The following is a 26,140-nucleotide window of genomic DNA, read 5'->3' as shown; positions in this document are numbered from 1 at the left end:
GGTCAGCGGGCCTTGACCGCCAGGACCGGACAATCGACGGTCAGCAGGATCTCCTGGGCGGTGCTGCCCATGATCAGCTTGCCCACCGGGGAGCGCCGGCGCAGGCCGATGACCAGCAGCGAGACCGAAAGTTCTTCAACCAGTTCCACGATCTCGTCCACGGCGTCCTTGCCGCGGACATACTGCTTGAACTCTGCCTGCAGGCCGGAATTGTACAGTTCCTGCTGCACCCAGGCCGCGTCGTGGGCGTCCGAGAACGACTCGTCCTTCTGCGCCCCGCCCGGGCTGGCGTTGACGACCACCAGCTTCTCATTGTTCTGCGTGGCCATTTGAATGCCCTTGCTCAGGGCCGCACGGCCCTCGGGACGCGGGGCGTAGGCAACAAGAATCGTCAACGTGCTCTCCTTACCGGATAACTCCTGCGGTGCCGGCTCCCGGTCGAACATGCACGTCCGGTTCCCCCCGAAGCCAGCGGGTGCACATCATTGTGGCACGCATCCCACGGTGCGGCGGATGCGTGAAGTGATTGTGAAAGCCGGTGCTAGTCCCAGACGCCGGAGGAGCCGCGGCGGTGGCTGTCCACCAGGTGGGTGTCGATCATGCCGATGGCTTCCATCAGGGCGAACATGGTGGTGGGGCCGACGAAGGCAAAGCCGCGCTTGCGCAGGGCCTTGGACAGCGCGACGGACTCCGGGGATGTGGTGGGCACGTCCTGGATGTGCCGCGGCTCGGGCGTCTCCTCCGGCTGGAACGACCAGACGAAGTCGCTCAGGCCGCCTTCCGCGCGCAGGTCGATGGTGGCCTTCGCGTTGGTGATGGCTGCGCGGATCTTGGCCCGGTTCCGCACGATTCCGGCGTCCTGCATCAGCGCCTCGACGTCGTCTTCGGTGAACGCGGCGACGGTATCCACCTGGAAATCATGGAACGCTTGCCGGAAGGCGGGACGTTTGCGCAGGATCGTGGCCCAGGAGAGCCCGGCCTGGAAGCCCTCCAGCGTGATGCGCTCATAGACGCCTTGCTCGCCCCGGACGGGCATGCCCCATTCCGTGTCGTAGTACTCGCGCAGCAGCGGATCCGTGGCGGCCCACGTGGGCCGGGCCAGGCCGTCCTCGCAGAGGACTACGCCGGAAGCGGTTGTCTCCATGATTCGATTCTCTCCTACCGAGGACGGCCCGCAGGCCCGCCCTGCATGCTGTGGAAAACCGCGGACCCTCATCCCAGGCCGGTCACCCGCATGGTCAGGTTCAGCCGGCCGCCGGTCAGCCCGCAGGCGGGATCGGCCGTGCCCGGGTAGATCCTGGGCACGCCGTGGTAGGCAAACCGGGCCGGTCCGCCGAAGACGAACAGGTCGCCGGAGCGCAGCCGGACGTCCGTATACGGCTTGGTCCGCGTTTCGGTGTTGCCGAAGCGGAACAAGCAGTCGTCGCCCACGCTGAGCGAAACCACCGGGAAGTTCGCCTGTTCGTCCTTGTCCTGGTGCATGCCCATTTTGGCGGTGTCGTCGTAGAAGTTGATCAGGGCCGTATCCGGCTCGTAGCCTTGCGCCGCGGCCGGATCCCCCGAGGCGTCGGCCAGCGCCCGCCGGCCCCAGTCGGCGAGCCAGCCGGGGAACTCCAGCACGCGCGCGCCGTTCACGTCGTCGGCGGTGCGGGTGTACTTGTACGGCGCCCAATGCCAGCCCAGGCACAGCGTCCGCACGCTCATTTCGTGGCCGCCAGGCAGCTTGGCGGCACGGTAGGGGACCGGTCCGCGGCCGAATTCCCGGCAGGCCCGGACCAGTTCCCGCTGCCGTTCCACGGTCAGCCAGCCGGGCACATGCACCGCGCCCGGCGCGATCTCGCGCGGGCCGGCCGGAGCGTCCTCGAACAGGGTGCTCACGCCGCTGCCTCCAGTTGCAGCAGGTAGGCCTTGGCCTCCGGCCCGCCGAGGTAGCCGCCGAAGGCGCCGTCCGAGCGCAGCACCCGGTGGCAGGGCACGACGACGGGCAGCGGGTTGGTGGCGCAGGCGCTGCCCACCGCGCGCACCGCCTTTGGATTCCCGACGGCGGCGGCCACCTGCGCGTAGCTTTCGGTCCGGCCGTAGGGGATCTCGGGCAAGTGCCTGAGCACTTCCGCCCGGAATCCCTTGGACAGCCGGCGGTCCAGCCGGAGGTCGAAGGAGCGCCGCCGGCCGGCGAAGTACTCGTCCAGTTGCCGGGCGGCGGCCTCAAGCCGGGCCGGAGCATGCAGGATCCGGGGGCTGACGCCGGCTGCCAGCTCAGCCAGCACGGCATCGTGGTTTTCGCCCTCGAAGGCCACGCGGATTAGTCCTTCCTCCGTGGCTGCCAGCAGCAGCCGCCCCAGCGGCGTGTCGGCGGTGGCGTAGGCCAGGTCGAGGGATCCTTCGGCGGCGGCCTGATGCTCCAGCCTGGTGTGCAGCCGCTGCAGCAGCGCCGGATCCAGGCGGGTCAGCACGTCGAGCACGGGTCCGGGAGCGGCGTCCCGGGCCGCCGATTGTGCGTTGGTCATCGCAAAACTCCTTCACTCGCGTGGTGTGCGGCCGCTCCCGCGTCCCGCTCCCGGCCGCCGCGGTACGACGCCCGCAGCTTGGCGATGCCGTCGGCGGCCGCGCGGCGGACGGCTCCGGTGGTGGAGCCGGTCAGTGCGGCGGCTTCGGCGTAAGGCAACCCGGCCAGGTAGTGCAGCGCGACGGCTTCGCGCTGCCTCAGGGGCAGGGCCGCGACGGCCTGGTGCAGTTCGTCGTCGTCATTCCCGGGGATTCCCAACGTCGACGGCGACTCGGGCAGATACCCTGCCGGCACCGGAGCGCGCTCCCGCCGCCGGACCACGTCAAGGGCCTTGCGGTGGGCGATGGTGACCAGCCAGGCCTCATGGTTTGCGGCGGCGGGCAGCCCCGGATAGGCCCTGAGCGCGGACAGGAAGGTCTCCGACCAGGCATCCTCGGCGTCCGGCCCGGGGCCCAGCACCACCCGGCAGACGCGCAGCACGGTGGGGCCGTGGTCGCTGACCAGTTGCTCGAAGGGTTTCATCTGCACACCTTGTAGACGCCCGTCGGGCGCATTCCGTGAGGTGGTCATCAGAAAAGCTTGCCCGCTTTCACGTCCGCCGGCTCTTCCAGCTCCAGCAGGAAGCGTTTCCGTTCCAGCCCTCCGGCATAACCCACCAGCGATCCGTCCGCTCCGACCACCCGGTGGCACGGCACCACGATGGACAGCGGGTTGTGGCCGTTGGCATGGCCGACGGCCTGGGCCAGATGCGGGTCGCCCAGCTCGGCTGCGAGCTGGCCGTACGAGCGGGTCTGGCCGTAGGGGATGTGCCGCAGCAGCGTCCACACCTTCAGCTTGAAGGGGTCGCCCTTCGGCGCCAGCGGCAGGTCGAACCCGGTGCGCCGGCCGGCGAAGTACTCGTCCAGTTGCGCGGTGACGGCTTCGAAGCCGACGGCGGTGCGGTCGCCGAACGTGGCGGCAGCCGGCATCCGCTTGTGGCTAGGAAAGTAGAGCGCGGTCAGCGACCCGTCCTCGGCGACGGCCGTCAGTTCCCCGAGCGGGGTGTCGATGAGGGTGTGCACGCGGGTCATGGCGCTCCTTCGTCCGCTTTCATTCTCTCCCGTGCAGACGTTGCGGCGCGCGTTAACGTAAGTTCCGCGCTACTGCTCCGACGTCCTCCCGGCGGCGGCTGCCCGGAGTTCGGCGTTCTTCAGGCGCAGGTACGTGATCAGCAGGATCAGCACCCATACCGCCAGGACCGCCACGACGAGCGTGATCAAGAAGGGCAAGAGCCCAAGCATCGAAACCATTGTCACCGAGTGTCTCCTCGATCCGTCCCACCGAATGCGGAACAATCCGGGCCAGCCTACCGGCGTCCGGAGTGCCGGCCCGGGTGGACACACCGGCGCGGGCACTCCGGGACACGCGCCGCCGGGGCGGGTGGTGCCCGCGCGGATGGTGCCGGTCAGCCGCGGTAACGGAACACCGTGTCCTGCCATTCCTTGTGCGCGGCCGGGTCGCTGCCCATGCTCACGTGTTTGATGTTCGTGTAGTCCTCCAGCGAATAGGCGGACATGTCCTTGCCGAAGCCGGACGCCTTGTACCCGCCGTGCGGCATTTCGGAGACGATCGGGATGTGGTCGTTGATCCAGACGCAGCCGGCCTGGATCTCGGCCGAAGCGCGCAGCGAACGGGCCAGGCTGCTGGTCCACGCGGAGGCGGCCAGCCCGTACTGCGTGTCATTGGCCAGCGCGAGGCCCTCGCCGTCGGTATCGAACGGAATTGCGGTCAGCACCGGGCCGAAGACTTCCTCGCGGACTATTTCCGCGTCCTGCCCGATGCCGGTGACCAGCGTGGGCCGGTAATAGGCGCCGTCCGCCAGGTCGGCGCCGGGAGCGGCGCCGCCGGCCAGGATTTTCGCCCCCGCGTCCCGCGCCCGGTTCACGAAGCCCGCCACCTTGTCCCGGTGCGCGTGGCTGATCAGGGAGCCCATGTCGGTGGCGTCGTCGGTGGGGTCGCCGACGACCACCAGTTCCATCAGCTCGGCGACCCGTGCGGTGAAGGCGTCGAACAGCGGCCGCTGGATGTACGCCCGCGTGGCGGCGGTGCAGTCCTGACCGCCGTTGATGGTGCAGCCGGCCACCGCTCCGTGCGCGGCGGCTTCCAGGTCCGCGTCGTCGAACACCACGAACGGTGCCTTGCCGCCCAGTTCCAGGTGCACGCGGTTTCCGCGCCCCGCGGCCAGCGCCATGATGCGGCGTCCCACGGCGGTGGAGCCGGTGAAGGACGTCATGGCCACATCCGGGTGGGTCACCAGGGCCTCGCCCGCTTCCCGGCCGCTGCCGGTGACGATGTTGACCACGCCGTCCGGTATTCCGGCCGCGGCCGCGGCTTCGGCGAAGAGCAGGCTGGTGCCCGGCGTGAGCTCGGAGGGCTTGAGCACAATGGTGTTGCCCGCGGCGATCGCCGGCAGGATCTTCCACGCGGCCATTTGCAGCGGATAGTTCCACGGCGCCACGGAACCCACCACGCCGATCGGCTCGCGCCGGATCATCGAGGTGCCGCCGGTGCCGTATTCGCCGGCCGCCACTCCCTGCAACTGGCGGGCCGCGCCCGCGAAGAACGCCGCGTTGTCGACCGTCCCGGGGACGTCGAATCCGGTGGCCAGGCGGATGCTCTTGCCGGTCTGCGCGGTCTCCACCGCCGCCAGTTCCGCGGCCCTGCGGTCCAGTTCGGCCGCCAGCTTCAGCAGGGCCTCGGACCGTTCGGCGGGCGTCGCGCCGGCCCAGGCCGGGAAGGCGCTCTTGGCCGCCGCCACGGCGTCGTCCACATCCGCCCCGGAGGCATAGCCGATGGTCTCCGCGGCCTCGCCGGTGGCCGGGTTCACGCGCGTGGCGCGCTCTCCGCGGCCCTCGCGGAGCCCGCCGTTGATGTACTGGTGCATCCTTTGTCTCCTTTACGAGTCGAAGCCCATGCCGGCCGCGTCCATGGCTTTCAACCAGGGGCCGCGTCGTCCCCGGTTGCGGTCGGCGCGGATCAGGGCAGCGGTGGTGAGCTTGATGCCGAGCCAGGCGATTGGCTCGGGCGGGAACGGCAGCGGCTTCCGCCGCACCAGCTCCAGTTCCGTCCGTTCGGTCGGCCGGCCGGACAGCAGGTCCAGCATCACGTTGGCGCCGAAGCGCGACGCTCCCACGCCGAGGCCGGTGAAGCCGGCGCAATAGGCCACCCGGCCGGCGTAGGCGGTGTCGAAGAAGGAGAAGAAGCGGCTGCAGGTATCGATGGCACCGCCCCAGGCGTGGCTGAAGCGCACGTCTGCCAGTTGCGGGAAGGTGGCGGCGAAGTGGGCGGCGAGCCGACGGTACGTTTCCGGGCGGTGGTCGTAGGAGTGCCGGAGCGACCTGCCGTAGTGGTAGACGGCGTCGTAGCCGCCGAACAGCATCCGGTCCTGCCCGTCGGCGTCGGTGGTCAGCCGGTAGTAATGGAACCGGTTGTCGTTGTCGGCGATGCCGAACCGCTCGGACCAGCCCAGCGATTCCCGTTGCCCGCCGGTCAGCGGTTCCGTCATCAACGCGTAGTCGTACACCGGGACGGTATGCAGCCGGGTGCGCGCCAGCAGCGACGGGAAGGCATTGGTCGCCAGCGCCACGCGTCCGGCGGCCACGGAGCCGGCGTCGGTAGCCAGCAGGATGGACCCCGCCCGCTGGGACAGGGAACGTGCCGGCGTGTGTTCATAAATCTCGACGCCGGCCCGCAGGCAGGCGTCGCGCAGCCCCCAGGCGAGTTTCGCCGGATGCACCATCGCCGTTCCCCGCCGGTCCCGCAACCCTGCCCGGTAGGCGGGGGAGGCCACCTGCTGTTGGACGGCGGCCTGGTCCAGGAACTCGAGCGCGGGGTCCTCGGCGGCCTCCTCGGCAAGCCAGCCGACGTGGTGCTCTTCGGTGGCCACGGACAGCGTGCCGGTGCGTTCAAAGCCGGCGTCGATCCCGTACCGGGCCAGGCTCTCTTCGATCTCGTCCAGGTTCTGTAAACCCAGCTTGTCCAGCAGTTCGTTTTCGTCGGGGAGGTGTCGTTGCCCGTTCGCGCTCCCGTGGGTCAGGCTGGCCTCGCAGAAGCCGCCGTTGCGGCCGGACGCGGCCCAGCCGATGCGGTTGCCCTCCAGGAGCACCACTGAGCGGTCCGGGTCGCGTTCCTTGGCCAGCAGCGCGGTCCACAAGCCCGTGTAGCCGCCGCCGACCACCGCCAGGTCCGCCGTTACCGTGCCGCGCAAGGACGGCAGCGGTTCGGGGCGCGAGGGATCATCCAGCCAGAACGGCGTCGGGGACGCCCCGGCCAAGGCGGCGTCGAGGCGTGCGTCCGGGATCTGCTCTTCGGCACGGTCGTAGAACGTTTTCATGCCGGCGCCCCCTGCCGTTCGAAGACCGGTTGGCCGGCCACCAGGGTCATATCGGTGCCGACGGTGTGCAGTTCCTCCGGGGGGAGGCTGAACGGGTCGACGGTCAGCACGGCCAGGTCGGCCGGCGCTCCGGGAACAATGCGGCCGCCGTCGTCCTGGCGGTTCAGCCAGGCCGAGCCGGAGGTATAGGCGGCCAGCGCGGTCTGCAGGGACAGCGCCTCGTCCGGCAGCAGCGGCCCGTCGGAGCCGTCGTCCGGGTGCCGGCGGTTCACCGCCACGTGGATGGCCTGCCAAGGATCCGGGCTGGACACCGGCCAGTCCGAGCCCATTGCGAGCCGGGCGCCGGAGGCGGCCAGGGAGGCGAACGGGTACTGCCAGCCGGCCCGTTCCTCGCCGATCAGCGGCACGGTCAGCTCGCGCATCTGGGCGTCGTTGCAGGCCCAGAGTGCCTGCAGGTTCGCGGTGACGTCCAGTTCGCCGAAGCGGGCGACGTCGGCGGGGTGGATGATCTGCAGGTGCGCCATGTGGTGCCGGCCGCTGCCGGGGCCGTTCGCGCGCCGGGCACGCTCGACGGCGTCCAGTCCCTCCCGCACGGCACGGTCGCCGATCACATGCAGATGCAGGTCGAATCCGGCGGCATCCAGAGCCGTCACTACTGCTACCAGAACGTCCTCAGAAAGATACGTCAAACCGCGGCCCGCCGACGGACCGTCCGCCGCGTCGCCGGCGGCGGCAGGGCCTTCGTGTCCCGCCGCGCCGGCACAGGCGCACGGCTGCAGGTACGGCTCCAACATGGCGGCAGTCCTGTTCTCCGGCACCCCGTCCACCATGATCTTGGCGCTGGTGGTGCGGAAACCGGCCGCGGCGTTCTGCTCCCGGCGGGCGATAAAGTCCGCGACCAGGTCGGGGACCGTGGCCAGGCTGGTGCTCCGCGGCACCCAAAGGGCTCCGGCGGCGCGGCCGGTCAGCAGGCCCTCGTCCAACAACGCCCGGTACGCGGCGCTGGCCTCCGGATAACCGGCGTAGTCGCCCAGGATCGCTTCCTGCCATCCGGTGACGCCTACCGAGTGGAGGTAGCGCTGGGCCTCCAGCAAGCCGGCCCGCATGTCCTCGACCGTCGCCCGCGGGATGACCCGGTTGACCAGGTCCATGGCACCTTCGTGCAGGGTCCCGTCCGGGTTTCCGGAGGCATCGCGCTCCAGCAGGCCGTCCTTCGGGTCGGGGGTGGCGGCATCGATGCCGGCCAGCTCCAGCGCGCGGCTGTTGACCCAGGCACTGTGGTGGTCCGCGTTGACCAGATAGACCGGGCGGTCCGGGACCACCGCATCCAGCGCCTGCCGGGTCGGATAGCCGCCCGGGAAATCCGCCTTGTGCCAGCCGCCGCCGGTGATCCACCCGCCGTCGGCGGAGGAGGCGAACGAAGCTATCCGGGCCAGCACCTCGTCGGCCCCGGCGCACAGGGACAGGTCGCAGCCCAACCGTTCCATCCCGGCCATCACGGCATGCACGTGGGCATCCGTGAAGCCGGGCGCCAGCAGCCGGCCGCGCAGGTCCACGACGGTGGCTTCAGGCCCCGCCGCCGCCCGGGCTTCGGCGTCGGTCCCGACGGCGGTGACCACCCCGTCCGCGACGGCGACGGCCGGGGCTCCGGACAGCAGGCGCCGTCCATCGAAGATCCTGCCGGAGTGAAAGATCCAGTCCGCCGCCATGGCCGCTCCTCTGACCCGGCGGATGCCGGAAATGAATGGGTTTCACTTATGACACAGTGACCGAGGTCTCTTTGTCAACGGATTTCGCTGGTTCCCCGGAACGTGACGGCGCCGGCCGGCCCTGCCGGCAGCCTCGGGGGCAGCGGCGTCGAAATACGCAACGAAGTAGTTGCTTAATCCGGGTGAGCGTAGGCTACCCTTACTTCTGTTTCCATCCCTTGATCCGAGGAGGCCCGCGTTGGCCCTTTCACGCATGCGCGGACTGGCAGCTGCCGCCGCCGTCGTCCTGATGTCCCTGACCGCCTGTTCCACCGGTCCCGCGGGCGGAGGTTCCGAGGGAGGCCCGTCGGCCGCGGCGTCGGACCAGTTCCCGGTGACGGTGGAACACGCCTTCGGCGAGACGGTGATCGAAGAGCAGCCCGAACGCGTGGCCACCGTGTCCTGGGTTAATTCCGATGTGTCGCTGGCGCTGGGTGTGGTTCCGGTCGGCATGCCCAAGGAAGACTGGGGCGGAAACGAGAACGGGTCCACCCCGTGGCGGGACGCCAAGCTGGAAGAACTGGGCGCCGCGATCGGCAGCGAGAATGCGCCCACCCTGTATTCGGAGGTGGACGGCATCGCCTTCGACGAGATTGCCGAGCTGGCCCCGGACGTCATCCTTGCCGCCTACTCCGGGTTGACCCAGGAGGACTACGACACGCTCAGCAAGATCGCCCCGGTCGTCGCTTACCCGGAGACTCCCTACGGCACGGACTGGCAGGACTCCACGCGGCTGATCGGTCAGGCGCTCGGACGCAGTGCGGAAGCCGAGGACCTGGTGGCCGAAACCGAGCAGACTATCGTGGCCAAGGCCGCGGAGTACCCGCAGCTGGCTGGCAAGAGCTTTATCTACGGCAACCTCGAACCTGCCAAGGGCGACGGCGTGAACGTCTACACCGCCAACGACAACCGGCCGAAGTTCCTCACCAGCATTGGCATGGTGCAGGCGGATGTTGTCACCGAGGCCACCGCCGGCTCCGACGAGTTCTTCATTCCCTGGTCGGCCGAGAAGGCCAACGAACTGGAATCCGATGTGTTTGTGACCTGGGTGCCGGACGACAAGACCGCCCGGCAAATCACCAAGGACCCGCTGCTGGGCCAGATCCCGGCGATCAAAGACGGCGCGCTGGTGGCGGACTCGGACAATACGCTCACCCTGTCTATTTCCGCCGCGTCGCCGCTGAGCCTGCCGTGGGCGCTGGATACCTTCCTGCCCATGCTCGCCGAGGCCGCTGACGCGGCTGACGCCGCCGCCGCCAAATAGCCCGCGGCCGCCGATCCCCAGGACGACGGCGAGGGGCCACCCTCCGCGCAGCGTGAGCAGTGCCGGCGCGGGCAGGGTGCCCCTTTGCCTGTCCCGTCGCATAAGGTTGCCGGAGATTGCCTATCGCGGAAGGGGTGGGGGCGGTGAAGACCCGCGGGACCAGCCAGTCGTTGTCCGCCGGGTTGCTGATTGCCGGCATCCTGCTGGTGGCAGCCAACCTGCGCCCGGTGCTGACCAGCGTGGGCCCGCTGCTGGACCAGATCGGCGCGGACACCGGGCTGGGCACCACCGCCCTGGGCGTGCTCGCCGCGGTCCCGCTGCTGGCCTTCGGCGCGGTGTCCCCGCTGGCGCACGGGTTGAGCGAAAAATTCGGCGTCGAGCGCACGGTTTTCGGTGCCCTGATGCTGTTGGTGGCCGGGACGTTCCTGCGGCCGGTTCCCGGCGCCATCGCGAATCTGTGGATCGGCACCTTCCTGGTCGGCGCGGCCATCGCCGTCTGCAATGTGATGCTGCCCGCGCTGCTCAAGCGGGACTTCCCGGACCGGATGGCCTCACTGACCGGCGCCTATTCGGCTGTGCTGGGCGGCTGTGCATCCCTCGGCGCCGGCCTGGCGGTGCCGCTGGCGCTCCTTCCGGTGGGCGGCGGACCGGCCGGCTGGCGCTTCGCTCTGGCGGCGTTCGTGGTGCTGGCGGTGCCGGCCGTGCTGCTGTGGCTTCCCCGCCTGCGGGGCGGCACCGCGGCCGAAGAGCGGGCACGTGCCGCCGCCGCCGCGCCGGCTCTGGTCCGCGGTTCGGTGTGGAAGTCCGGCCTCGCCTGGCACGTAACGGTGTACATGGGCCTGCAGTCGATGACCTTCTACATTCTCATCACGTGGCTGCCCACCTTGGAACGCTTCCACGGCCGCGGTGACCTGGCCTCCGGCTGGGACCTCATGCTGTTCCAGCTGATCGGGGTGGTATCCAGCCTGCTGACCCCCGTTGCCCTGCGCGGGCCGACCCAGCTCCTGGCCGCTTCGCTGCCGCCCCTGCTGGTGGTGGCCGGCGGCCTGGGCATGATGCTGATGCCGCAGGTCATGCTGTTCTGGGTGCTGGTGGCGGGCTTCGGCTGCGGCAGCTCCCTGGTCACCGCGCTCTCGCTCTTCGGCCTGCGCACCCGCACCCACCGCGAAGCCGGCGCCCTCTCCGGCATGGCCCAGTCGATTGGATACCTGCTGGCCGCCGCCGGCCCGCCGATCTTCGGCGGGCTCTTCGCCGCCACCGGGGCCTGGGAAACCTCCCTGGCGCTGCTGTGCCTCATCGCCGTGGCGCAGGCGGCGATCGGGCTGCTGGTTGGACGGGACCGCTTCGCCTTCACACCGGTGAGCCCGACCGCGCCGGCCGGGTGAACGGCCAAGCGAGCGCGCGCCTGACAGGCCGGGCGGCCGCCTACATGCCCTGGCGGTAGGTCTCCAGCTGCCGGAACCGGCGCTGCAGCGACTCGCGCCGGTGCTCATCCTCGCCGGCGGTGAGCTCGATGTGGCGGCGGCCGAAGCGCCACAGCAGCAGATCGTCCAGCAGGCGGTCCGGTCCGGGGGAGTAGCGGTGTTCCAGGGCGGCGCGGACATCCGTGATGGTTTCCGGATTCAGCAAGGCCGCCAGTTCTGTCGTGGTCTTCAGGCCGTGCGCCGCCAGCAACTCCGCCGCCCAGCCCCAGTCGTCGTCGGACTTGCGGTCCACGTGCGGCAGCAGGGTCTGCCAGACCTCGCGGACCCGGCGGGGGGTCAGCGGCGCGGCGCCTTCGCCCTCTTCGTCCCAGTAGCCGGTGACGGTTTCGTAGCGATCGTGGAGTTCGGCGAAGGCCGACTCGACCGCTTCGAGCATGGCCGCCGTGGCCGTGAACTGCCGGTCGAAATAGGGGCTCCAGGCGCGCGGGTCAGCGGACTTGAAGCGGATATCGTGCTCCAGTTCCGACCAGGCGTGCGAAAGGATCGTACGGATCTGGACCTCGAAGAGGTAGCTGCCGGTGGCGCGGGCAGGCTCGCCCAGGGCCTGCTGGTACGCCTTCACCGCGTTGTTCTGCAGCGTGCGCAGGATCAGGTGGCGGCTGGCGTAGCCGTAGGTGCCGGACTCGATCGAGCCGATATCCTTCTCCCGGTCGGCGCGGCAGTCGAAGTCGCTGCGCTGGCGCTTGATCAGCGCGGCGGCCTGCCGGATCTGGTGCGGCAGGCTGACGATCACCCGTACGCCCACCAGATCCTGGATTTCGCGCAGCGGATCGGGGAATTCCAGCGCCGGGGCGCCGCCGGGTTCGGCCGGCTGGAGCATCCGCGACGCCTTGTCGCGGAAAGACTCCACGCTTTTGGTCCGGGCCGTGACGAACAGAGGCGTGAGTTCGGCGGTGCGGAAGATGTTGCGGATGTCCGACTGCAGCTGCGAGGTGACCGTTTCCAACGCCGGGCGAACCCGCTCGTAGTGCGCCGTGCTGGCTTCCACCTGCGGGCGCAGTTGCTCATCCAACCGATCCCAATGCATGCCCATGCTCCTGGCTCTCCTGCGGTAGCTTCATGCGGTAAGTGAATAACCTACCAAGACAGCGGCCGCGGAACGTATCCGCAGGATGCCGGGAGCGGACTGCGGGCCCGCGGCGAACGCACCCAGTTCGGGCGCGCCCGCCGCGCCCGCTCAGCCCGCCGCGCCCGCTCAGCCCGCCGCGTGCGTGTCCGCCAGCTCCAGCACCTCGTCCAGGATGGCCAGGCCGGTGCGTGCATCCTCCGCACTGATGTTCAGCGGCGGCACCACATGGATCCGGTTGAAGTTGGCGAACGGCAGCAGCCCGCGGGACTTGCAGGCCGCGATCAGCTCGTTCATCTCCGGGCTGGAGGAACCGTACGGCGCCAGCGGTTCGCGCGTGGCCCGGTCGCGGACCAGTTCCACCGCCCAGAAGGCCCCGACGCCGCGGACCTCGCCGACCGACGGGTGCTTGGCCGCCAGCTCCGCAAGCCCCGGGCCGAACACCGTGGTGCCCAGCTCCGCCGCATGCTCGACCATCTTCTCGTCCCGCATCGCGTTGATCGTGGCCACCGCCGCGGCGCAGGCCAGCGGGTGCCCGGAGTAGGTCAGCCCGCCGGGGTAGGCACGTTGGGCGAAGGTCGCGTAGATCTCCTCGGAGATCGCCACGCCGCCCAGCGGCACGTAACCGGAGTTCACGCCCTTGGCGAAGGTGAGCAGGTCCGGCACCACGCCGGCGTGGTCGATGGCGAACCACGTGCCGGCACGGCCGAACCCGGCCATCACCTCGTCGGCGATGAACACGATCCCGTATTTGGTCGCCAGGTCGCGGACACCCTGGAGGTAGCCGGGCGGGGGCACCATGATGCCCGCGGTGCCCGGGATCGATTCCAGCACGACGGCGGCAATGTTGGCCGCTCCTTCCAGCTGGATCGTGGTTTCCAGGTGTTCCAGCGCGCGCTGGCATTCCTGCGCCTCGTCGGCGGAGTGGAACTGGCTGCGGTACAGGAAGGGGGCGTGGAAGTGGACCGTGCCGGCGTTGCCGTAGTCGTTCGCCACCCGCCGGGGGTCGCCGGTGATGTTGACCGCCAGCGCCGTCCCGCCGTGGTAGGAGCGATAGGCGGAGAGCACCTTGTAGCGGCCGGTGTGGAGACGGGCCATCCGGACCGCGTGCTCGACGGCGTCCGCGCCGCCGTTCGTGAAGAAGACCCGGTTCAGGTCCCCGGGGGTCAGCTCGGCGATCAGCCGCGCGGCCTCGGACCGGGCGGCGTTCGCATGCTGCGGCGCCACGGTGCACAGCAGCCCGGCCTGCTCCTGGATGGCCGCGACCACCTTGGGATGCTGGTGGCCAATATTGGTGTTCACCAGCTGCGAGGAGAAGTCCAGCAGCCTGTTGCCCTCGCCGTCCCAGACCCAGGACCCCTCCGCCCGGGTGACGACCATAGGGGTTATCTGTTCCTGGGCGGACCAGGAATGGAACACATGCTGCCGGTCCAGCTGGTAGGCGCGGCGTCCGGCTTCCAGCTCGGCCGAACTCAACGGTGTGCCTGTGGTGGTGGTCATGGCTCTCTCCTCCTAGATGTTCTGCGGGAAGCCCAGGTTGATGCCGCCGTGGCTCGGGTCCAGCCAGCGCGAGGTCACAACCTTGCCGCGGGTGAAGAAGTGCACGCCCTCGGAACCATGCGCATGGCTGTCACCGAACAGCGAGTTCTTCCAGCCGCCGAACGAGTAGTACGCCATGGGCACCGGGATCGGCACGTTGATCCCCACCATACCCACCTGCACCTCGTTCTCGAAGCGGCGGGCGGCACCGCCGTCGTTGGTGAAAATCGCCGTGCCGTTGCCGTACTGATTCTCGTTGATCAGCGCCAGCCCTTCGTCGTAGCCCGGCACTCGCACCACCGACAGGACCGGTCCGAAGATCTCATCCGTGTAGATGGACATCTCCGGCGTCACCCGGTCGAACAGCGTCGGGGCCAGGAAGAAGCCGTCGCCCTCCGCATCCGGTTCCACGGTGCGCCCGTCCAGCACCAGTTCGGCGCCTGCTTCAACGCCTGCCGTGATGTAGCCGGCCACCTTGTCGCGGTGCGCCGCCGTGATCAGGGGCCCCATATCCGTGCCGCGCAGGCCGTCGCCCACGCGCAGCTTTGCGGTCCGCTCGGCGATCTTGGCCACCAGTTCGTCCGCGACGGACTCCACTGCCACCACCGCGGAGATCGCCATGCAGCGCTCGCCGGCCGCGCCGTAACCGGCGTTGACGGCGGCATCCGCGGCTAGGTCCAGGTCGGCATCGGGGAGTACCAGCATGTGGTTCTTGGCCCCGCCCAGCGCCTGCACCCGCTTGCCGGAGGCCGTGCCGCGCTCATACACGTAGCGGGCGATCGGAGTCGACCCGACGAAGGAAACGGACTTGATCTCGGGGTGCTCCAGCAGGGCGTCCACGGCTTCCTTGTCGCCGTGCACCACGTTGAAGACGCCGTCGGGCAGCCCGGCTTCCTTCCACAGCTCGGCCATCCAATTAGCGGCCGTCGGGTCCTTTTCGCTGGGCTTCAGGACCACGGTGTTGCCGCTGGCGATCGCCACCGGGAAGAACCACATGGGTACCATCGCGGGGAAGTTGAAGGGCGAGATGATCGCGGCCGGCCCCACCGGCTGCCGGATCGAGTGCACGTCCACTTTGGTGGAGGCGTTCTCGGTGTAGCCGCCCTTCAGCAGGTGCGGGATGCCGCAGGCGAATTCCACAACCTCCTGCCCGCGCGACACCTCGCCGAGCGCGTCGTCCAGCACCTTGCCGTGTTCGGCGGTGATGATGGCGGCCAGTTCGCCCTTGCGCGCGTTCAGCAGCTCGCGGAAGTTGAACAGGATCTGCATGCGGCGGGCCAGCGACGTGTCGCGCCAGGCCGGGAACGCTGCCGCTGCCGCCTGCACCGCTTGATCGACGACGGCGGTGCTGGCCAGGGCGACGCGGGCGGAGACCTTGCCGGTGGCCGGGTTGCTCACGTCGCCGAGTCGGCTGTCGGGCTCCGGGGCAGTGTAGGTCCCCTCGATCCAGTGCTGGATGGTCTGCATGGTGCTCCTTGCTTTGAGTTGTTGCACGCACTTGGCCCGCGGCCATGAAGTGAACCGGGACACGTGCGAAGGGTCTTCCCCTATCCTCGGGTGCCCGGACTGCCGGTGCCACTGACACTCTGTCGGAAGATGCGCGCTGGGGCTTACACTGTGTCAATGCAGCTGAGCGTGCGGGACGTACTCGACCTCGAGGTGGTGCGGGCCGGCGAACCCGAGGTCCTCTCGGGCGCCGACGCCTTGGCCTCGCCCGTCCGCTGGGTCCACGTGGCCGAGCTGCGGAGCCTTGCCGGCCTGCTGGAGGGCGGCGAGCTGGTCCTGACCACCGGCCTGGCGTTCGAGGACTCCGCCGCCGACGCGACCCGCTACCTCGCCGAGCTGGCAGCGGCAGGAGCCGCCGCCGTCATCGTCGAAATCACCGCCCAGAGACCGCAGGCCGCCGCCGCGCTGCGCGAGGCCGGCCGCACCGCCGGCCTGCCGGTCATCCTGGTGACCCGCCGCATCAGGTTCGTGGAGGTCACCGAGGTGGTCCACCGCATGCTGGTGGCCGGACAGCTGGCGCAGCTGGAGCGATCGCGCCAGGTGCACGAGGTTTTCACCATGCTCAGCCTGGAGAACGCCCCGCCGGAAGAGATCGTGGCCCGGGCCGCCGAACTGATCAATGCCCCTGTGGTGCTGGAAGACGTGGCCCATCTGGTGCTCGCGTTCGCCCCGGCCGGCATGCCTGCTTCCGAACTGCTCGACGGCTGGGCCGAACGCTCGCGCCTGGTGCACTATCGCGAGGAGACGGCCCGTGCCGGATCGGCAGGATGGCTGCAGGCGCCGGTGGGACTGCGCGGCCAGCGCTGGGGCCGCCTCGTGGTGCCGGTGGCGGGCGAACCGTTGGCCGGCGGGCGGGCGGGCGGGACTGCCGAAACCGCCGACGCCGACGCCGCCATGGTGCTGGAGCGGGCCGGCCAGGCCCTGACCATCAACCGCATGGCGGAACGGGACCAGCGCGAACTTGCCCACCAGGCCCGCTCCGGCCTGCTGCACGAACTCCGCCGGCCCGGCGCGCTGGAAGAGGCCGAGGCCCTGGCCAGGGCTGCGGCCCTGGGGCTGGCGTCCGCTCCGGTCTACCTGCCGGTGGTGTTTCAGTTGGCGCGGCCTGCCGCCGAGGAACCGATCGAACTGCAGCGCCGGGAGCGGGCGCTGCTGGACCTGCTGAACAGTGTGGCCGCGGCCGCCCGGGTGTCGGTGCTGGCAGCGAGCCTGCAGGCCGGCTCCATCGGGCTGCTGGTCTCGGTGCCGGCCAGGCAGCTGGAAGACCCCGTGCTGGAGCGGCTGTGCGGCCAGTTGGCCGAGCAGACCAGCCCCGACTGGACCGTGGGGGTTGGCCGCGGCCGGCCGGAGCTGCTGGCCGCTGCTGCGGGGATGGACGAAGCGGCACATGTGGCCGAAGCCGCTGCCGGGCTCGGCACCGGCAAACGGTTCTACCGTTCGTCGGATGTACGGTTGCGCGGCGTGCTCTCCCTGCTGCGTGACGATCCGCGCGTGGCCGCCTTCGCCGACGCCGAACTCGCCGCGGTCGCCCACGACCGCGACGCCCTGGACCTGCTGCAGCGGTATCTGGAGGCCGGTGGCAACAAGGCCCGGCTCGCGCGCGACGGTTACCTCAGCCGCCCCACGCTTTATGCGAGGCTGGCGCGCCTGCAGGAGCAGCTCGGCGTCCCGCTCGAGGACGCCGAGTCGCGGACGTCGCTGCACGTGGCCCTGCTGCTGCACAGGATGCGCGGCTGACCCGACCGGCCCGGCGCAGGCTAGGCCGGCAGCGAACCCTTGCCAGCGGTGGGCGACCGGCCGATATGGTGGAAGCATGAGCCAGAGCAGCGACACGGCGGAGTTCAGCACCAAGGGCGCCTACGTCCACAGCGGCGAAGAGTTCGACCGGGACACGAACTACATCGAGGACCGGATCGTGGCCGATCCCGATGCCGTGCGTGCCTCGGACGGGCCGACCGGCGGCACCATCGGCAACCCGAACGGCGGCCTCGGCGACGGCGCCAAAGCCTGGCCGGTGGAGGCCGGCCGCTACCGCCTGGTCGCCGCCCGCGCCTGCCCCTGGGCCAATCGCGCCATCATCGTCCGGCGCCTGCTCGGGCTCGAGGACGCCATTTCGCTCGGCCTGCCCGGCCCCACCCACGATGCCCGTTCCTGGACCTTTGACCTGGACCCCGGCGGCCGGGATCCGGTTTTGGGCACCGAGCGCCTGCAGGAGAACTACTTCAAGCGCTTCCCGGACTACCCCCGCGGCATCACCGTGCCGGCCATCGTGGACGAGGCGAGCGGCGCCGTCGTCACCAATGACTACCCGCAGATGACCCTGGACTTCTCCACCGAGTGGAAGGAATTCCACCGCGACGGCGCCCCGGACCTGTTGCCCGCGGACAAGCTCGACGAAATGCAGCCGGTCATCAAGCGCATCTACACCGAGGTCAACAACGGCGTCTACCGCTGCGGTTTCGCAGGTTCGCAGGAAGCCTACAACGCCGCCTACGACCGGCTCTGGGCCGCCATGGATTGGCTCGAGGAGCGCCTCACCAGCCGGTGCTACCTGATGGGCGACACCATCACCGAGGCGGACGTCCGCCTCTTCACCACGCTGGCCCGCTTCGACGCCGTTTACCACGGCCACTTCAAGTGCAACCGGAACAAGCTGACCGAGATGCCCGCGCTGTGGGGCTACGCCCGTGACCTCTTCCAGACCCCGGGCTTCGGCGACACCACCGACTTCGTGCAGATCAAGCAGCACTATTACATCGTGCACGAGGACATCAATCCCACCCGGATCGTCCCGCAGGGCCCCGAGCTCTCCGGCTGGCTGACCGATCACGGCCGCGAGGCCCTCGGCGGCAGCCCCTTCGGGGACGGCACCGCACCGGGTCCGGTGCGCGAGTCCGAACGTGTCACCGCCGGCCACAACCCGCTCTACCCCGCATAACAGCATGTCCCGCGGGGTGGATGACGACGGCCGTCCCCACATTGCCGTCAGCTACGCCCGGGACGCGGCGTCGCATCCCGCCTGGTTCTCTGACGTCCTGGCCTCTCTGGCCCGGCACGCGGCCGCAGGCCTGGAAGCCGCCGGCGCGGATCCCGTCGTCGTGAATTCCGCGTCGGGCCACGTCTTCAGCGCGCTCGACTATGACGGCGTGGTCATCCTGGGCGGCGGGGATGTGGACCCGGCCCGCTACGGTGGCGACACCGACGAAAAAACCGTCCACGGCGTGGACACGGCCGCCGACGAGACCGAGATCGACCTGGTCAAGGGGGCTATTGCCAACGGCCGGCCGGTCCTCGGCATCTGCCGCGGTCTCCAGCTGATCAACGTCGCCTTCGCCGGCACCCTCTTTGAGGATCTGGGCCCGGAGTCGTTCCACAAGATCCATCGGCCGCAGCCGCCCATGGCCAGCCATCCGGTGCGGATTGCCCCCGACAGCCTGCTGGCGGCGGCGCTCGGCACCGGCGAAGTCGCGGTCCAGTCCGGCCATCACCAGGCCGTGCGCCGGTTGGGTGACCGGCTCCGCGTCGTGGCCACCGCGGCCGACGGCGTGGTGGAAGCCGTGGAACTCGCCCGCCCCGACGAAGGCTGGCTGCTGGCGGTCCAGTGGCACCCCGAAGAACCCGGGTCGTCCGAAGGGCAGTTCCAGGCGCTGCTCAGACCCTTCGTCGAGGCGTGCCGGAAGACGACCGCAGGCCTGGGCTGACAGAGGCCGGCACTAAGCCAAATGCCTCTCGGCGTAGGCCTTCATGGCATCCCGCACGAACGATGAACCGGCCTCGCCGCCGTAGTTGGCGCCGAACCGCGGGTCGGCCACGTACATCTCGCCCAGGCCGGTGAAGTAACCGTAGGACACCTGCTGGCCGCCGTTGGCGCTGGAAAGCCAGTCGAACTGGCGCTGCGCCAAGGCCTGAGCTTCCGCGCTGTCGGCGGCGACCCCGGCCTGGCCGGCGGCGACCCAGTCGGCCATCAGCTGGCGGGACCGTTCCGCCCAAGCCTTCCGCTCCGCGCCGGACATCCCGCGCCACCACTTGTCGCCCTTGGCATACGCGTCCTTGCCCCAGCGCTCTTCGACCTCCTGCTTGTACTGCGTGTGGTCGAATCCGTCGAACATCTCACTGGCCACGAGATCCTCGCCCCTTTCCGTCTTGTCGATGGTGGTCTTGACCGAGGCGATCTGCCGCTCCAGCCGGTCGCGCTCCTGCAGGAGAAGTTCCAGGTGGCCCCGCAGGGCCGCCGACGCGTCCCGGGTGCCCTCGAACACCTTGCCGATCTCCGGCAGCCCCAACCCGAGTTCCCGCAGCAGCAAAATGCGCTGCAACCGCAGGAGGGCTCCGTCGTCGTAATAGCGGTAGCCGTTGTGGCCGATGCGGCTCGGCGCAAGCAGGCCAATGTCCTGGTAATGCCGGAGGGTCCTGCTGGTTGTTCCCGCCGCCTTGGCGACCTCCTGGATCGAGTATTCGCCCCGATCAACCTGCGGTGCTGTTCCCATGACAACCACTATGGAGGTTGACGCAGCGGCAAGGTCAAGTGGGCCGGTGCGGCGGATCCCCGGCCGTCCGGGATAGCATCGGCACGTGCACACCGACCGGCCCGCAGATTCTCCCCGAGGCCCCGGCGGCGGTGTCTCCCCGCCCGGCGGGCAGAACGTGGCGCACCGCCAAGGCATCCGGATGTCCGCGCCGCTCGCGTTGTTCCTGGCGATGTTGGCAGGGGTCGGACTGGCCATGCAGAGCCGCCTCAACAGCCAGTTGGGCATCGAGTTGGGGGACCAGGTGGGAGCGGCCCTGGTCAGTTTCGGTACCGGGCTGGCGGCCGTTCTGCTCTTCGCGCTGGTGCACCCGTCGGTGCGGGGCAAGTTGCGTGCCGTTCCCCGGCTCCTGCGGCAGCGGGCCTATCCGCGCTGGTACCTGGGGGCCGGGTTGGTCGGCGCCTTCTACGTGTTCGCTCAGGCGGCCACCGTCGGGCCGATCGGGTTGTCGCTGTTCACCATTGCCATTGTGTCCGGCCAAATGGCTTCCGGTCTCCTGATGGACCGGTGGGGAATCGGGGCCGGACGGAAAATCGAGGTCAGCGGTGCAAGGTTCGCCGGCGCGGCGCTGGCTTTCCTGGCCTCGCTCATTGCCGCCAGCGCCCACCTCGGATCGTCAAGGACAGCGGGGCTGCTCTTACTGTTCATGCTGATCCCGCTGGTGGCCGGGTTGCTGCAGAGCGTGCAGCAAGGCGTCCTCGGCCAGGTCGGCGCGGCACACGGCAGCCCGGTGATTTCCACGCTGCTGAACTTCGGGGTAGGGACGGCCGCGTTGCTGGCGGTCTGGGCGGCCCAGGCGATGATGACCGGGCGGGCCGACCTGATCACCGGTGACTGGTGGTTGTACCTGGGCGGGCCGCTCGGAACCCTGATCCTGGCCGCCGCCACCGTCGCGGTGGCCAGCAGCGGCGTGCTGCTGACCACCCTGACGGTGATCGGCGGACAGCTGGTGGGTGCGCTGGTGTTGGATCTGTTCTGGGCGTCCGCGGGGAGCGCGGTCGGCCCGCAGACGCTGGTGGGCATCGCGCTGACGGGCGCCGGGCTGCTGATTGCCGCCCGTTCCGGCCGCGCACGGCGTTCCGGCCGCGCACGCTAGGAAGGCCGGCCGCGCACGCCGTTCCGGCCGCGTTCGCTAGGAAGGTCGGGCGCCGCGGGCAGCCTGGCGGTGGCCGGCGCTACCATGGCCCAATGGACGACGGCGGTGCCTCCTGCGGCCCGGTGCGCTCGGTCTCCGGAGCGGATCCGGAGAGCCGCGCGGCCCTGGCCGTCCTGCAGATGCTGCGGGACCTTGAGCCATGGCTGTTGCGGGACGGGGCCGCCGTCGAGCCGGGGTCCGCGCTGGCGCTGCTGGACGATCGATTCGCCGCGGTCCACAGCGTGAGCAGCCTGCTGCGCCAGTCCTTGGCTGCGGCGACGGACAATGTGCTGGCGCTGCGCCGGCTGCTGTTCGACGAACAGGGGGAGCAAGGAACGACGTCGTATCGGGTGCACACGCACTCGCCGTACTCGCTGGTGCGGTCGGTCATCGAATGCACCTCCACGGTGCTGTGGGCCCTCCAGCCCGAGGGAGGAACGGAGCGGGCGCGGCGCGGCCTGGTTCTCATTGCCCGCGACGTCTTCAATGCGGCGTCGTTCTGGGATGCGTATCTGGGTGACCTGCGGCCGGACCGGCATGCCCGGACCATGGACTACTTCGATGGCCTCCGGCGCGCGGTCAACGAGGCCGCCGAGTCGCTGCAGCTGCCGCCGATTTTCGCCCGCAAGGCCGACGGTTCCTGGGGCTACGCCACCAAGAACCGTACGCAAACCTCCATCCTGAAGGACCTGCGGGAGGGGGATCTGCCGCCGTCGTTAATGTATGTCTGGCAGTTCTGCAGCGGGCATTCGCACGGGCTTCAGTGGGCATCCGCCCAGGGGGTCCGGTACCCGGATCCGTTCAGCGACTCCGGGGCCGAGGAGTTCCGGCCGGGGAGCATGCGGCAGCTGCGGCGGATGTGCGAGGTGTCGCTGGGTCTGGTGCCGCGGGCCTGGGACGTTTTCGACAGGGAGCGCCGGGTGTGGCCCTTGCTCTGAGCCCGGCGGGGAATCAGCGGTAGGAGCGGTGCAGGTTTTCCTTGGCGGAGGCGCCGTCCGGACGCTGGGAAATCCACGGGCCGGTGCCCTCGGACGGGTCCAGCACGCCGGCTTCCAGCCAGGTGTAGTCGCCCGCCAGCACGTGCGCGGCCAGCCTGCCGTCGCTTGCGTCGGAATTACGCCAGAGGTCGTCGAAGAGGTGGCCGATCCGTTGCCGGGCCTGCAGGCAGAAGGCATCGGCCAGCTGATAGGCCGACCTGCCCTGGGCGGCGTCCAGGCTGCGCAGCATGTCGGCGTGGCTGCAGCAGGCCGCCATGGCAAAGAGTTCGGCACCGATATCCACGATCCTGCCCAAAAAGGCCTGCCGCTTCTCCAACCCGGCCTGCCACCGGCCCATCCCGAGGAAGGTCTGCCGGGCCAGCCGGCGGGAGGACCGTTCGATGAACCGCAGGTGCCGGGCCAGCAGGCCGAAATCGCTGTAGGACCGCGGGTTCATGCCGCGGCCGGCGAGCAGCTGGGGAAGCCATCTGGCGTAGAAGCCGCTGGCGCCCACGGCGGCCTTCGCCTTGGCCCGGGCGTCGGCGTCGGGCGAGGCCAGGTCTCCGGCCGCGGCCAGGTGGGCGTCGACGGCCTCGCGGGCAACCAACAGGTGCATGATTTCGGTAGAGCCTTCGAAGATCCGGTTGATCCGCATGTCGCGGAACGCTTGTTCCGCCGGAACGGCGCGCTCGCCGCGGGCAGCCAGTGACTCGGCGGTCTCGTAGCCCCGGCCACCGCGGATCTGCACCAGTTCGTCGGCAATCCTGAAGGCGGTTTCGCTGGACCACAGCTTGGCCAGCGCCGCTTCAATCCGGATGTCCTTCATGCCGGCATCCGCGAGTCCGGCAGACAGCTCAAAAACCGCGTCGAGGGCGAAGGAGCCCGCGGCGATGAAGGCGATCTTCTTGCCGACCGCCTCGTGCTTGCCCACGGGTCTGCCCCACTGCACCCGCGCATTGGACCATTCGCGGGCGATCTTCAGCGACCACTTGCCGTTCGCGGCGCAGAGCGCGGGAATGGACAGGCGCCCGGTATTCAGCGTGGTCAGGGCGATCTTCAGGCCCTGGCCTTCACGGCCCAGGCGGTTGGCTGCGGGGACGCGGACGTTGTCGAACCGGGTCACGCCGTTTTCGATGCCCCTCAGGCCCATGAAGGCGTTGCGGTTTTCCACCGTGATGCCGGGTGAATCCGCTTCCACCACAAAGGCGGAGATGCCGCCGCGCTGGCCGTCATGCTCCGGCACCTTGGCCATCACCACTACCAGTTCCGCGATCACGCCGTTCGTGGTCCACAGCTTGCTGCCGTTGAGCAGGTACGCGCCGCCGTCCTCGGTGAGGGTCGCGGTGGTGCCCAGCCGGGCGGGGTCGGAGCCGACGTCGGGCTCGGTCAGCAGGAACGCCGTCACGGCGCCGGCCGCGCAGCGGGGAAGGTATTCGCGCTTTTGCTCCTCGGTGCCGAAGACTTTCACCGGCTCGGGCACGCCGATGGACTGGTGGGCCGAGAGCAGCGCGCCGAGCGAGGGGTGCACGGAGCCCAGCAGCATCAGGGCGCGGCCGTAGTACAGCAACGACAGTCCGAGGCCGCCGTATTCGACCGGGATCTTGATGCCGAACGCGCCGATTCCGGCCAGGCCGGCCAGGTACTCGTCGGGGATTTTCGCCTCGCGCTCGATCCGCGCCCCGTCCATGCTCCGGGCGAACTCCGCCAGCGTCGCCAGGAACGCTTCGCCGGCCTCGCGCTCGGACGGAGTCGGCAGCGGATGTGGATGGATCAGGTCCAGGTCGAAGCGGCCCATGTACAGGCCCTTGGCGAAACTCGGCCGGTTCCATTCGGTTTCGCGGGCTGCCTCGGCGAGTTCCCTCGCCTCCCGCTCCCCGCTCTCGGCCGGGCCGGCTGTCCCTGCTTCGGCCGGCAGCGGTCCCGCGTCGGGCGCCGTGGCGGCGTTCCCGGCCTTCGCTCCGGCAGCGGCGGTGCGGGCGGCAGTTGTCTGGTCGGTCTCGGCGCTCATGGCAGTCCCCTTCGACGCGGGCCTGCGGGCTCCAGGCCCTGTGCTGTCCCCTCATGTTACTGCCCGGTAGCCCTTTTGCCGAGGGTGGAATCCTTTGAACGGGAATAACGGCGAATAGCTGAAGCTTCAACTAATTAGTTATTGCACGCGCTACCCCGGGAGCACCATGGACTTCGGCATTTTTACCTTCGGCGAATTGACGCGTGGCCCGGGCGGGGAGGCGCTGTCGCCGCGCCGGCGACTGGAGGAACTCGTCCAGCTGGCCAAGATTGCCGACCAGGCGGGCATCTCGTTCCTGGGGCTGGGCGAGCACCACCGCAAGGACTTCGCCATTTCGGCGCCGGAAATCGTCCTGGCCGCCATCGCCCGCGAGACCACCAACCTGCGCCTGGCCACCGCCGTGACCGTGCTGTCCACCCAAGACCCGGTGCGCCTGTTCGAGCAGTTCGCCACGCTGGATCTGCTCTCCGGCGGACGCGCCGAGGTCATTGCCGGCCGCGGCGCCTTCACCGAGTCCTACCCGCTGTTCGGGTACGACACGGCCGACTATGACGGACTGTTCGAAGAGAAGCTTCAGTTGCTGCTGGCCGCCCGCGGACAGGAAAACCTGACCTGGGACGGCACCTACCATCACAGCATCGGGGGCATGGACGTGTCGCCGCGGCCGCTGCAGGAGAGGCTTCCGGTCTGGGTGGGCGTGGGCGGCACGCCTTCTTCCTTCGAGCGGGCCGGACGCCTGGGGCTGCCGCTGTACCTGGCGCTGCTCTCCGGTCCGCAGCACTTCGTCCGGCACATTGAGTACTACCGCGAATCCGCCGCGGCGCACGGGCACGATCCGGCCGCGCTGCCGGTGGGAACGGGCGGCCACTTTTTCGTGGCTCCGACCTCGCAGCAGGCGCGCGACACGTTCTACCCGTACTATCGCGCATACTTCGAGCAGAACATGCCGCGGCCGGCCGGGCACTTCCCCCGCGAGACCTTCGAAGCGTGGGCCGGACCGGGCGGCGGCCTGCTCGCCGGGAGCCCGCAGGAAGTGATCGACAAGATCATGGAGCAGTACCAGCTGTTCGGCCACGACCGCTACATGGCCCAGGTGGGCCTCGGCGGGCTGCCGTTCGCGGACACCGCCCGGTCCATCGAACTCCTGGCCACCGAGATCATGCCGGTCATCCAGCGGGAGACGCATCCGGCCAAGCAGCCCTAGGGCGGCCTGCTGACGGGCCCGGCCGCTTGCGCGGCCGGGGTCAGGCGCCGTGCTCGGCGGACTCCGCGTGCCGCAGGACCGCGTCGGCGCAGGCGGCGGGCTGCTCCCAGTGCACCATGTGCCCGGCATCCTGCACGGCCACGTGGTGCCAGTGCGGGTGACGGGCCAGGAAGTCGGCGACCGCGGCAGGCGGCCGGGTGGGATCGCGGGTACCGGTCACCACGAGGGTGGGAGCGGCCACCAGCGCCGCGACCTCGGGTGCGGCCCCGGCCAGCCCCGCGGGCAGGCTCCGGCGCACGACGTCGGGGTGCCGCCTGAAGGGGGCCCGGAATGTTTCGCGGTCCCCGCCCTGCGGCTCGCTGCCGCCGCTAAACCACGCGCGAATCAGCTCCTCGCCGGCGGCCAGGTCCGCCGCCGGATCGGAAGATTCCCCGCCGAACAGGCGGCTGAGCTTGTCGACGGTTGCCGCCGACGGCGGCACCGGCACCATCCCCATGACGGTGAGCGACGCCGTCGTCCGCGGGAAGCGCGCCGCGATGGTGGCGGCGATGTTGCCGCCCAGGGAGTGCCCGACCCAGTGCACCGGCCCGCTGCCGAAGCGGTCGACCAGGGCTGCGGCGACGTTCTCCACGGTCCAGTCGAAGCCGGCGGGCGGGCCGCTGCCGTAGCCGGGAAGGTCCGGGGCCGCGACGTCGCGGCCGCCGGCGGAGAGCCGGGCGGCCAGCGGTTTCCAGTAGCCGGCGGAGCAGGCCCAGCCGTGCAGCAGGACGATCGGATGCGTCATGGCTCGATTATGCCCGGCAGT

The 26,140-nt window shown here is 69.9% G+C and carries 24 protein-coding genes; 8 read left to right on the top strand and 16 right to left on the bottom strand.

What is annotated here, in order from left to right; translation table 11 throughout:
* Positions 1-2: 2 nt before the first annotated feature.
* The 10 genes from AC5RUP_RS00460 to AC5RUP_RS00415 form a co-directional block, all read right to left on the bottom strand.
* Positions 3-395 carry a universal stress protein gene (locus tag AC5RUP_RS00460; RefSeq protein ID WP_494064994.1) on the bottom strand — a complete coding sequence of 131 codons (393 nt, stop codon included), beginning with the start codon at positions 393-395 and terminating at the stop codon, positions 3-5.
* Positions 396-541: 146 nt separating this feature from the next.
* On the bottom strand, positions 542-1,144 hold the full coding sequence (locus AC5RUP_RS00455) for a DNA-3-methyladenine glycosylase I (RefSeq protein ID WP_494154880.1): 603 nt from the start codon (positions 1,142-1,144) through the stop codon (positions 542-544).
* A 68-nt stretch (positions 1,145-1,212) separates the two neighbouring features.
* Positions 1,213-1,878 carry an alpha-ketoglutarate-dependent dioxygenase AlkB family protein gene (locus AC5RUP_RS00450; RefSeq protein WP_494154881.1) on the bottom strand — a complete coding sequence of 222 codons (666 nt, stop codon included), beginning with the start codon at positions 1,876-1,878 and terminating at the stop codon, positions 1,213-1,215.
* Positions 1,875-2,507: a methylated-DNA--[protein]-cysteine S-methyltransferase gene (locus AC5RUP_RS00445; protein ID WP_494154882.1), complete on the bottom strand. Its 633-nt coding sequence runs from the start codon at positions 2,505-2,507 to the stop codon at positions 1,875-1,877. Before AC5RUP_RS00445 ends, AC5RUP_RS00450 begins: the two co-directional genes overlap by 4 nt.
* Positions 2,504-3,028, bottom strand: coding sequence for an RNA polymerase sigma factor (locus AC5RUP_RS00440; protein ID WP_494158193.1), 525 nt, complete (start codon positions 3,026-3,028; stop codon positions 2,504-2,506). The genes AC5RUP_RS00445 and AC5RUP_RS00440 overlap by 4 nt, the downstream gene beginning before the upstream one ends.
* 47 nt (positions 3,029-3,075) lie before the next feature.
* Positions 3,076-3,576, bottom strand: a complete 501-nt coding sequence (locus tag AC5RUP_RS00435; protein ID WP_494154512.1) for a methylated-DNA--[protein]-cysteine S-methyltransferase — start codon at positions 3,574-3,576, stop codon at positions 3,076-3,078.
* Between the two features lie 69 nt (positions 3,577-3,645).
* The gene (locus tag AC5RUP_RS00430; RefSeq protein ID WP_494154513.1) at positions 3,646-3,801 is read right to left on the bottom strand and encodes a hypothetical protein; all 156 of its coding nucleotides are present in this window, start codon (positions 3,799-3,801) and stop codon (positions 3,646-3,648) included.
* Between the two features lie 149 nt (positions 3,802-3,950).
* Positions 3,951-5,429, bottom strand: coding sequence for a gamma-aminobutyraldehyde dehydrogenase (locus AC5RUP_RS00425; RefSeq protein ID WP_494154514.1), 1,479 nt, complete (start codon positions 5,427-5,429; stop codon positions 3,951-3,953).
* 12 nt (positions 5,430-5,441) lie between these two features.
* On the bottom strand, positions 5,442-6,878 hold the full coding sequence (locus AC5RUP_RS00420; RefSeq protein ID WP_494154515.1) for an NAD(P)/FAD-dependent oxidoreductase: 1,437 nt from the start codon (positions 6,876-6,878) through the stop codon (positions 5,442-5,444).
* On the bottom strand, positions 6,875-8,587 hold the full coding sequence (locus AC5RUP_RS00415) for an amidohydrolase (RefSeq protein ID WP_494158192.1): 1,713 nt from the start codon (positions 8,585-8,587) through the stop codon (positions 6,875-6,877). Before AC5RUP_RS00415 ends, AC5RUP_RS00420 begins: the two co-directional genes overlap by 4 nt.
* A 253-nt stretch (positions 8,588-8,840) precedes the next feature.
* On the opposite strand from AC5RUP_RS00415, the gene AC5RUP_RS00410 reads away from it, so the two are divergent.
* Complete coding sequence (locus AC5RUP_RS00410) at positions 8,841-9,890, top strand: iron-siderophore ABC transporter substrate-binding protein (protein WP_494132616.1); 1,050 nt, start codon at positions 8,841-8,843, stop codon at positions 9,888-9,890.
* Between the two features lie 116 nt (positions 9,891-10,006).
* Positions 10,007-11,275, top strand: a complete 1,269-nt coding sequence (locus AC5RUP_RS00405) for a CynX/NimT family MFS transporter (RefSeq protein ID WP_494158191.1) — start codon at positions 10,007-10,009, stop codon at positions 11,273-11,275.
* A gap of 40 nt (positions 11,276-11,315) precedes the next feature.
* Here the strand turns inward: AC5RUP_RS00405 and AC5RUP_RS00400 are convergent, their stop codons facing one another.
* The 3 genes from AC5RUP_RS00400 to AC5RUP_RS00390 all read right to left on the bottom strand — a co-directional run bounded on the left by AC5RUP_RS00400 (position 11,316) and on the right by AC5RUP_RS00390 (position 15,446).
* A complete protein-coding gene (locus AC5RUP_RS00400) occupies positions 11,316-12,407 on the bottom strand; it encodes a GTP pyrophosphokinase (protein WP_494000753.1) in 1,092 nt (363 codons plus the stop codon).
* 162 nt (positions 12,408-12,569) lie between these two features.
* On the bottom strand, positions 12,570-13,940 hold the full coding sequence (locus AC5RUP_RS00395; protein ID WP_494154292.1) for an aspartate aminotransferase family protein: 1,371 nt from the start codon (positions 13,938-13,940) through the stop codon (positions 12,570-12,572).
* 12 nt (positions 13,941-13,952) lie between these two features.
* On the bottom strand, positions 13,953-15,446 hold the full coding sequence (locus AC5RUP_RS00390) for a CoA-acylating methylmalonate-semialdehyde dehydrogenase (protein WP_494154291.1): 1,494 nt from the start codon (positions 15,444-15,446) through the stop codon (positions 13,953-13,955).
* Positions 15,447-15,602: 156 nt separating this feature from the next.
* Here AC5RUP_RS00390 and AC5RUP_RS00385 point away from each other — a divergent pair, with 156 nt between their 5' ends.
* The 3 genes from AC5RUP_RS00385 (at position 15,603) to AC5RUP_RS00375 (ending at position 19,186) form a co-directional block, all read left to right on the top strand.
* Positions 15,603-17,222 carry a PucR family transcriptional regulator gene (locus AC5RUP_RS00385; RefSeq protein ID WP_494158190.1) on the top strand — a complete coding sequence of 540 codons (1,620 nt, stop codon included), beginning with the start codon at positions 15,603-15,605 and terminating at the stop codon, positions 17,220-17,222.
* 76 nt (positions 17,223-17,298) lie between these two features.
* Complete coding sequence (locus AC5RUP_RS00380; protein ID WP_494154657.1) at positions 17,299-18,423, top strand: glutathione S-transferase family protein; 1,125 nt, start codon at positions 17,299-17,301, stop codon at positions 18,421-18,423.
* Positions 18,424-18,427: 4 nt separating this feature from the next.
* A complete protein-coding gene (locus tag AC5RUP_RS00375; protein ID WP_494154656.1) occupies positions 18,428-19,186 on the top strand; it encodes a gamma-glutamyl-gamma-aminobutyrate hydrolase family protein in 759 nt (252 codons plus the stop codon).
* A 12-nt stretch (positions 19,187-19,198) separates the two neighbouring features.
* On the opposite strand, the gene AC5RUP_RS00370 is transcribed toward AC5RUP_RS00375, so the two are convergent.
* The gene (locus tag AC5RUP_RS00370) at positions 19,199-19,972 is read right to left on the bottom strand and encodes a MerR family transcriptional regulator (RefSeq protein WP_494154655.1); all 774 of its coding nucleotides are present in this window, start codon (positions 19,970-19,972) and stop codon (positions 19,199-19,201) included.
* A gap of 85 nt (positions 19,973-20,057) precedes the next feature.
* Here AC5RUP_RS00370 and AC5RUP_RS00365 point away from each other — a divergent pair, with 85 nt between their 5' ends.
* Positions 20,058-21,107, top strand: coding sequence for a DMT family transporter (locus AC5RUP_RS00365; RefSeq protein WP_494158189.1), 1,050 nt, complete (start codon positions 20,058-20,060; stop codon positions 21,105-21,107).
* Positions 21,108-21,199: 92 nt separating this feature from the next.
* Positions 21,200-22,084 (top strand): hypothetical protein, encoded by an 885-nt coding sequence (locus tag AC5RUP_RS00360; RefSeq protein ID WP_494158188.1) that lies wholly within the window; start codon positions 21,200-21,202, stop codon positions 22,082-22,084.
* Positions 22,085-22,097: 13 nt separating this feature from the next.
* Here AC5RUP_RS00360 and AC5RUP_RS00355 read toward each other — a convergent pair whose 3' ends face one another.
* The gene (locus AC5RUP_RS00355) at positions 22,098-24,131 is read right to left on the bottom strand and encodes an acyl-CoA dehydrogenase family protein (RefSeq protein ID WP_494154708.1); all 2,034 of its coding nucleotides are present in this window, start codon (positions 24,129-24,131) and stop codon (positions 22,098-22,100) included.
* A gap of 166 nt (positions 24,132-24,297) precedes the next feature.
* Here AC5RUP_RS00355 and AC5RUP_RS00350 point away from each other — a divergent pair, with 166 nt between their 5' ends.
* Complete coding sequence (locus AC5RUP_RS00350; protein WP_494154707.1) at positions 24,298-25,335, top strand: LLM class flavin-dependent oxidoreductase; 1,038 nt, start codon at positions 24,298-24,300, stop codon at positions 25,333-25,335.
* 40 nt (positions 25,336-25,375) lie between these two features.
* On the opposite strand, the gene AC5RUP_RS00345 is transcribed toward AC5RUP_RS00350, so the two are convergent.
* Positions 25,376-26,119, bottom strand: coding sequence for an alpha/beta fold hydrolase (locus AC5RUP_RS00345; protein ID WP_494158187.1), 744 nt, complete (start codon positions 26,117-26,119; stop codon positions 25,376-25,378).
* Positions 26,120-26,140: the final 21 nt, after the last annotated feature.

This window comes from Arthrobacter sp. Y3223151 (assembly GCF_059091125.1).
Note: the sequence above shows the minus strand (reverse complement) of the source record. Positions and strands in the feature narration are given on the sequence as shown.

Coding starts and splice junctions, on each gene's coding strand:
- AC5RUP_RS00455 (WP_494154880.1), bottom strand. CDS start 1,144: ATGGAGACAACCGCTTCCGGCGTAGTCCTCTGCGAGGACGGCCTGGCC.
- AC5RUP_RS00445 (WP_494154882.1), bottom strand. CDS start 2,507: ATGACCAACGCACAATCGGCGGCCCGGGACGCCGCTCCCGGACCCGTG.
- AC5RUP_RS00440 (WP_494158193.1), bottom strand. CDS start 3,028: ATGAAACCCTTCGAGCAACTGGTCAGCGACCACGGCCCCACCGTGCTG.
- AC5RUP_RS00435 (WP_494154512.1), bottom strand. CDS start 3,576: ATGACCCGCGTGCACACCCTCATCGACACCCCGCTCGGGGAACTGACG.
- AC5RUP_RS00425 (WP_494154514.1), bottom strand. CDS start 5,429: ATGCACCAGTACATCAACGGCGGGCTCCGCGAGGGCCGCGGAGAGCGC.
- AC5RUP_RS00420 (WP_494154515.1), bottom strand. CDS start 6,878: ATGAAAACGTTCTACGACCGTGCCGAAGAGCAGATCCCGGACGCACGC.
- AC5RUP_RS00415 (WP_494158192.1), bottom strand. CDS start 8,587: ATGGCGGCGGACTGGATCTTTCACTCCGGCAGGATCTTCGATGGACGG.
- AC5RUP_RS00410 (WP_494132616.1), top strand. CDS start 8,841: ATGCGCGGACTGGCAGCTGCCGCCGCCGTCGTCCTGATGTCCCTGACC.
- AC5RUP_RS00400 (WP_494000753.1), bottom strand. CDS start 12,407: ATGGGCATGCATTGGGATCGGTTGGATGAGCAACTGCGCCCGCAGGTG.
- AC5RUP_RS00395 (WP_494154292.1), bottom strand. CDS start 13,940: ATGACCACCACCACAGGCACACCGTTGAGTTCGGCCGAGCTGGAAGCC.
- AC5RUP_RS00390 (WP_494154291.1), bottom strand. CDS start 15,446: ATGCAGACCATCCAGCACTGGATCGAGGGGACCTACACTGCCCCGGAG.
- AC5RUP_RS00385 (WP_494158190.1), top strand. CDS start 15,603: ATGCAGCTGAGCGTGCGGGACGTACTCGACCTCGAGGTGGTGCGGGCC.
- AC5RUP_RS00380 (WP_494154657.1), top strand. CDS start 17,299: ATGAGCCAGAGCAGCGACACGGCGGAGTTCAGCACCAAGGGCGCCTAC.
- AC5RUP_RS00375 (WP_494154656.1), top strand. CDS start 18,428: ATGTCCCGCGGGGTGGATGACGACGGCCGTCCCCACATTGCCGTCAGC.
- AC5RUP_RS00370 (WP_494154655.1), bottom strand. CDS start 19,972: ATGGGAACAGCACCGCAGGTTGATCGGGGCGAATACTCGATCCAGGAG.
- AC5RUP_RS00360 (WP_494158188.1), top strand. CDS start 21,200: ATGGACGACGGCGGTGCCTCCTGCGGCCCGGTGCGCTCGGTCTCCGGA.
- AC5RUP_RS00355 (WP_494154708.1), bottom strand. CDS start 24,131: ATGAGCGCCGAGACCGACCAGACAACTGCCGCCCGCACCGCCGCTGCC.
- AC5RUP_RS00350 (WP_494154707.1), top strand. CDS start 24,298: ATGGACTTCGGCATTTTTACCTTCGGCGAATTGACGCGTGGCCCGGGC.
- AC5RUP_RS00345 (WP_494158187.1), bottom strand. CDS start 26,119: ATGACGCATCCGATCGTCCTGCTGCACGGCTGGGCCTGCTCCGCCGGC.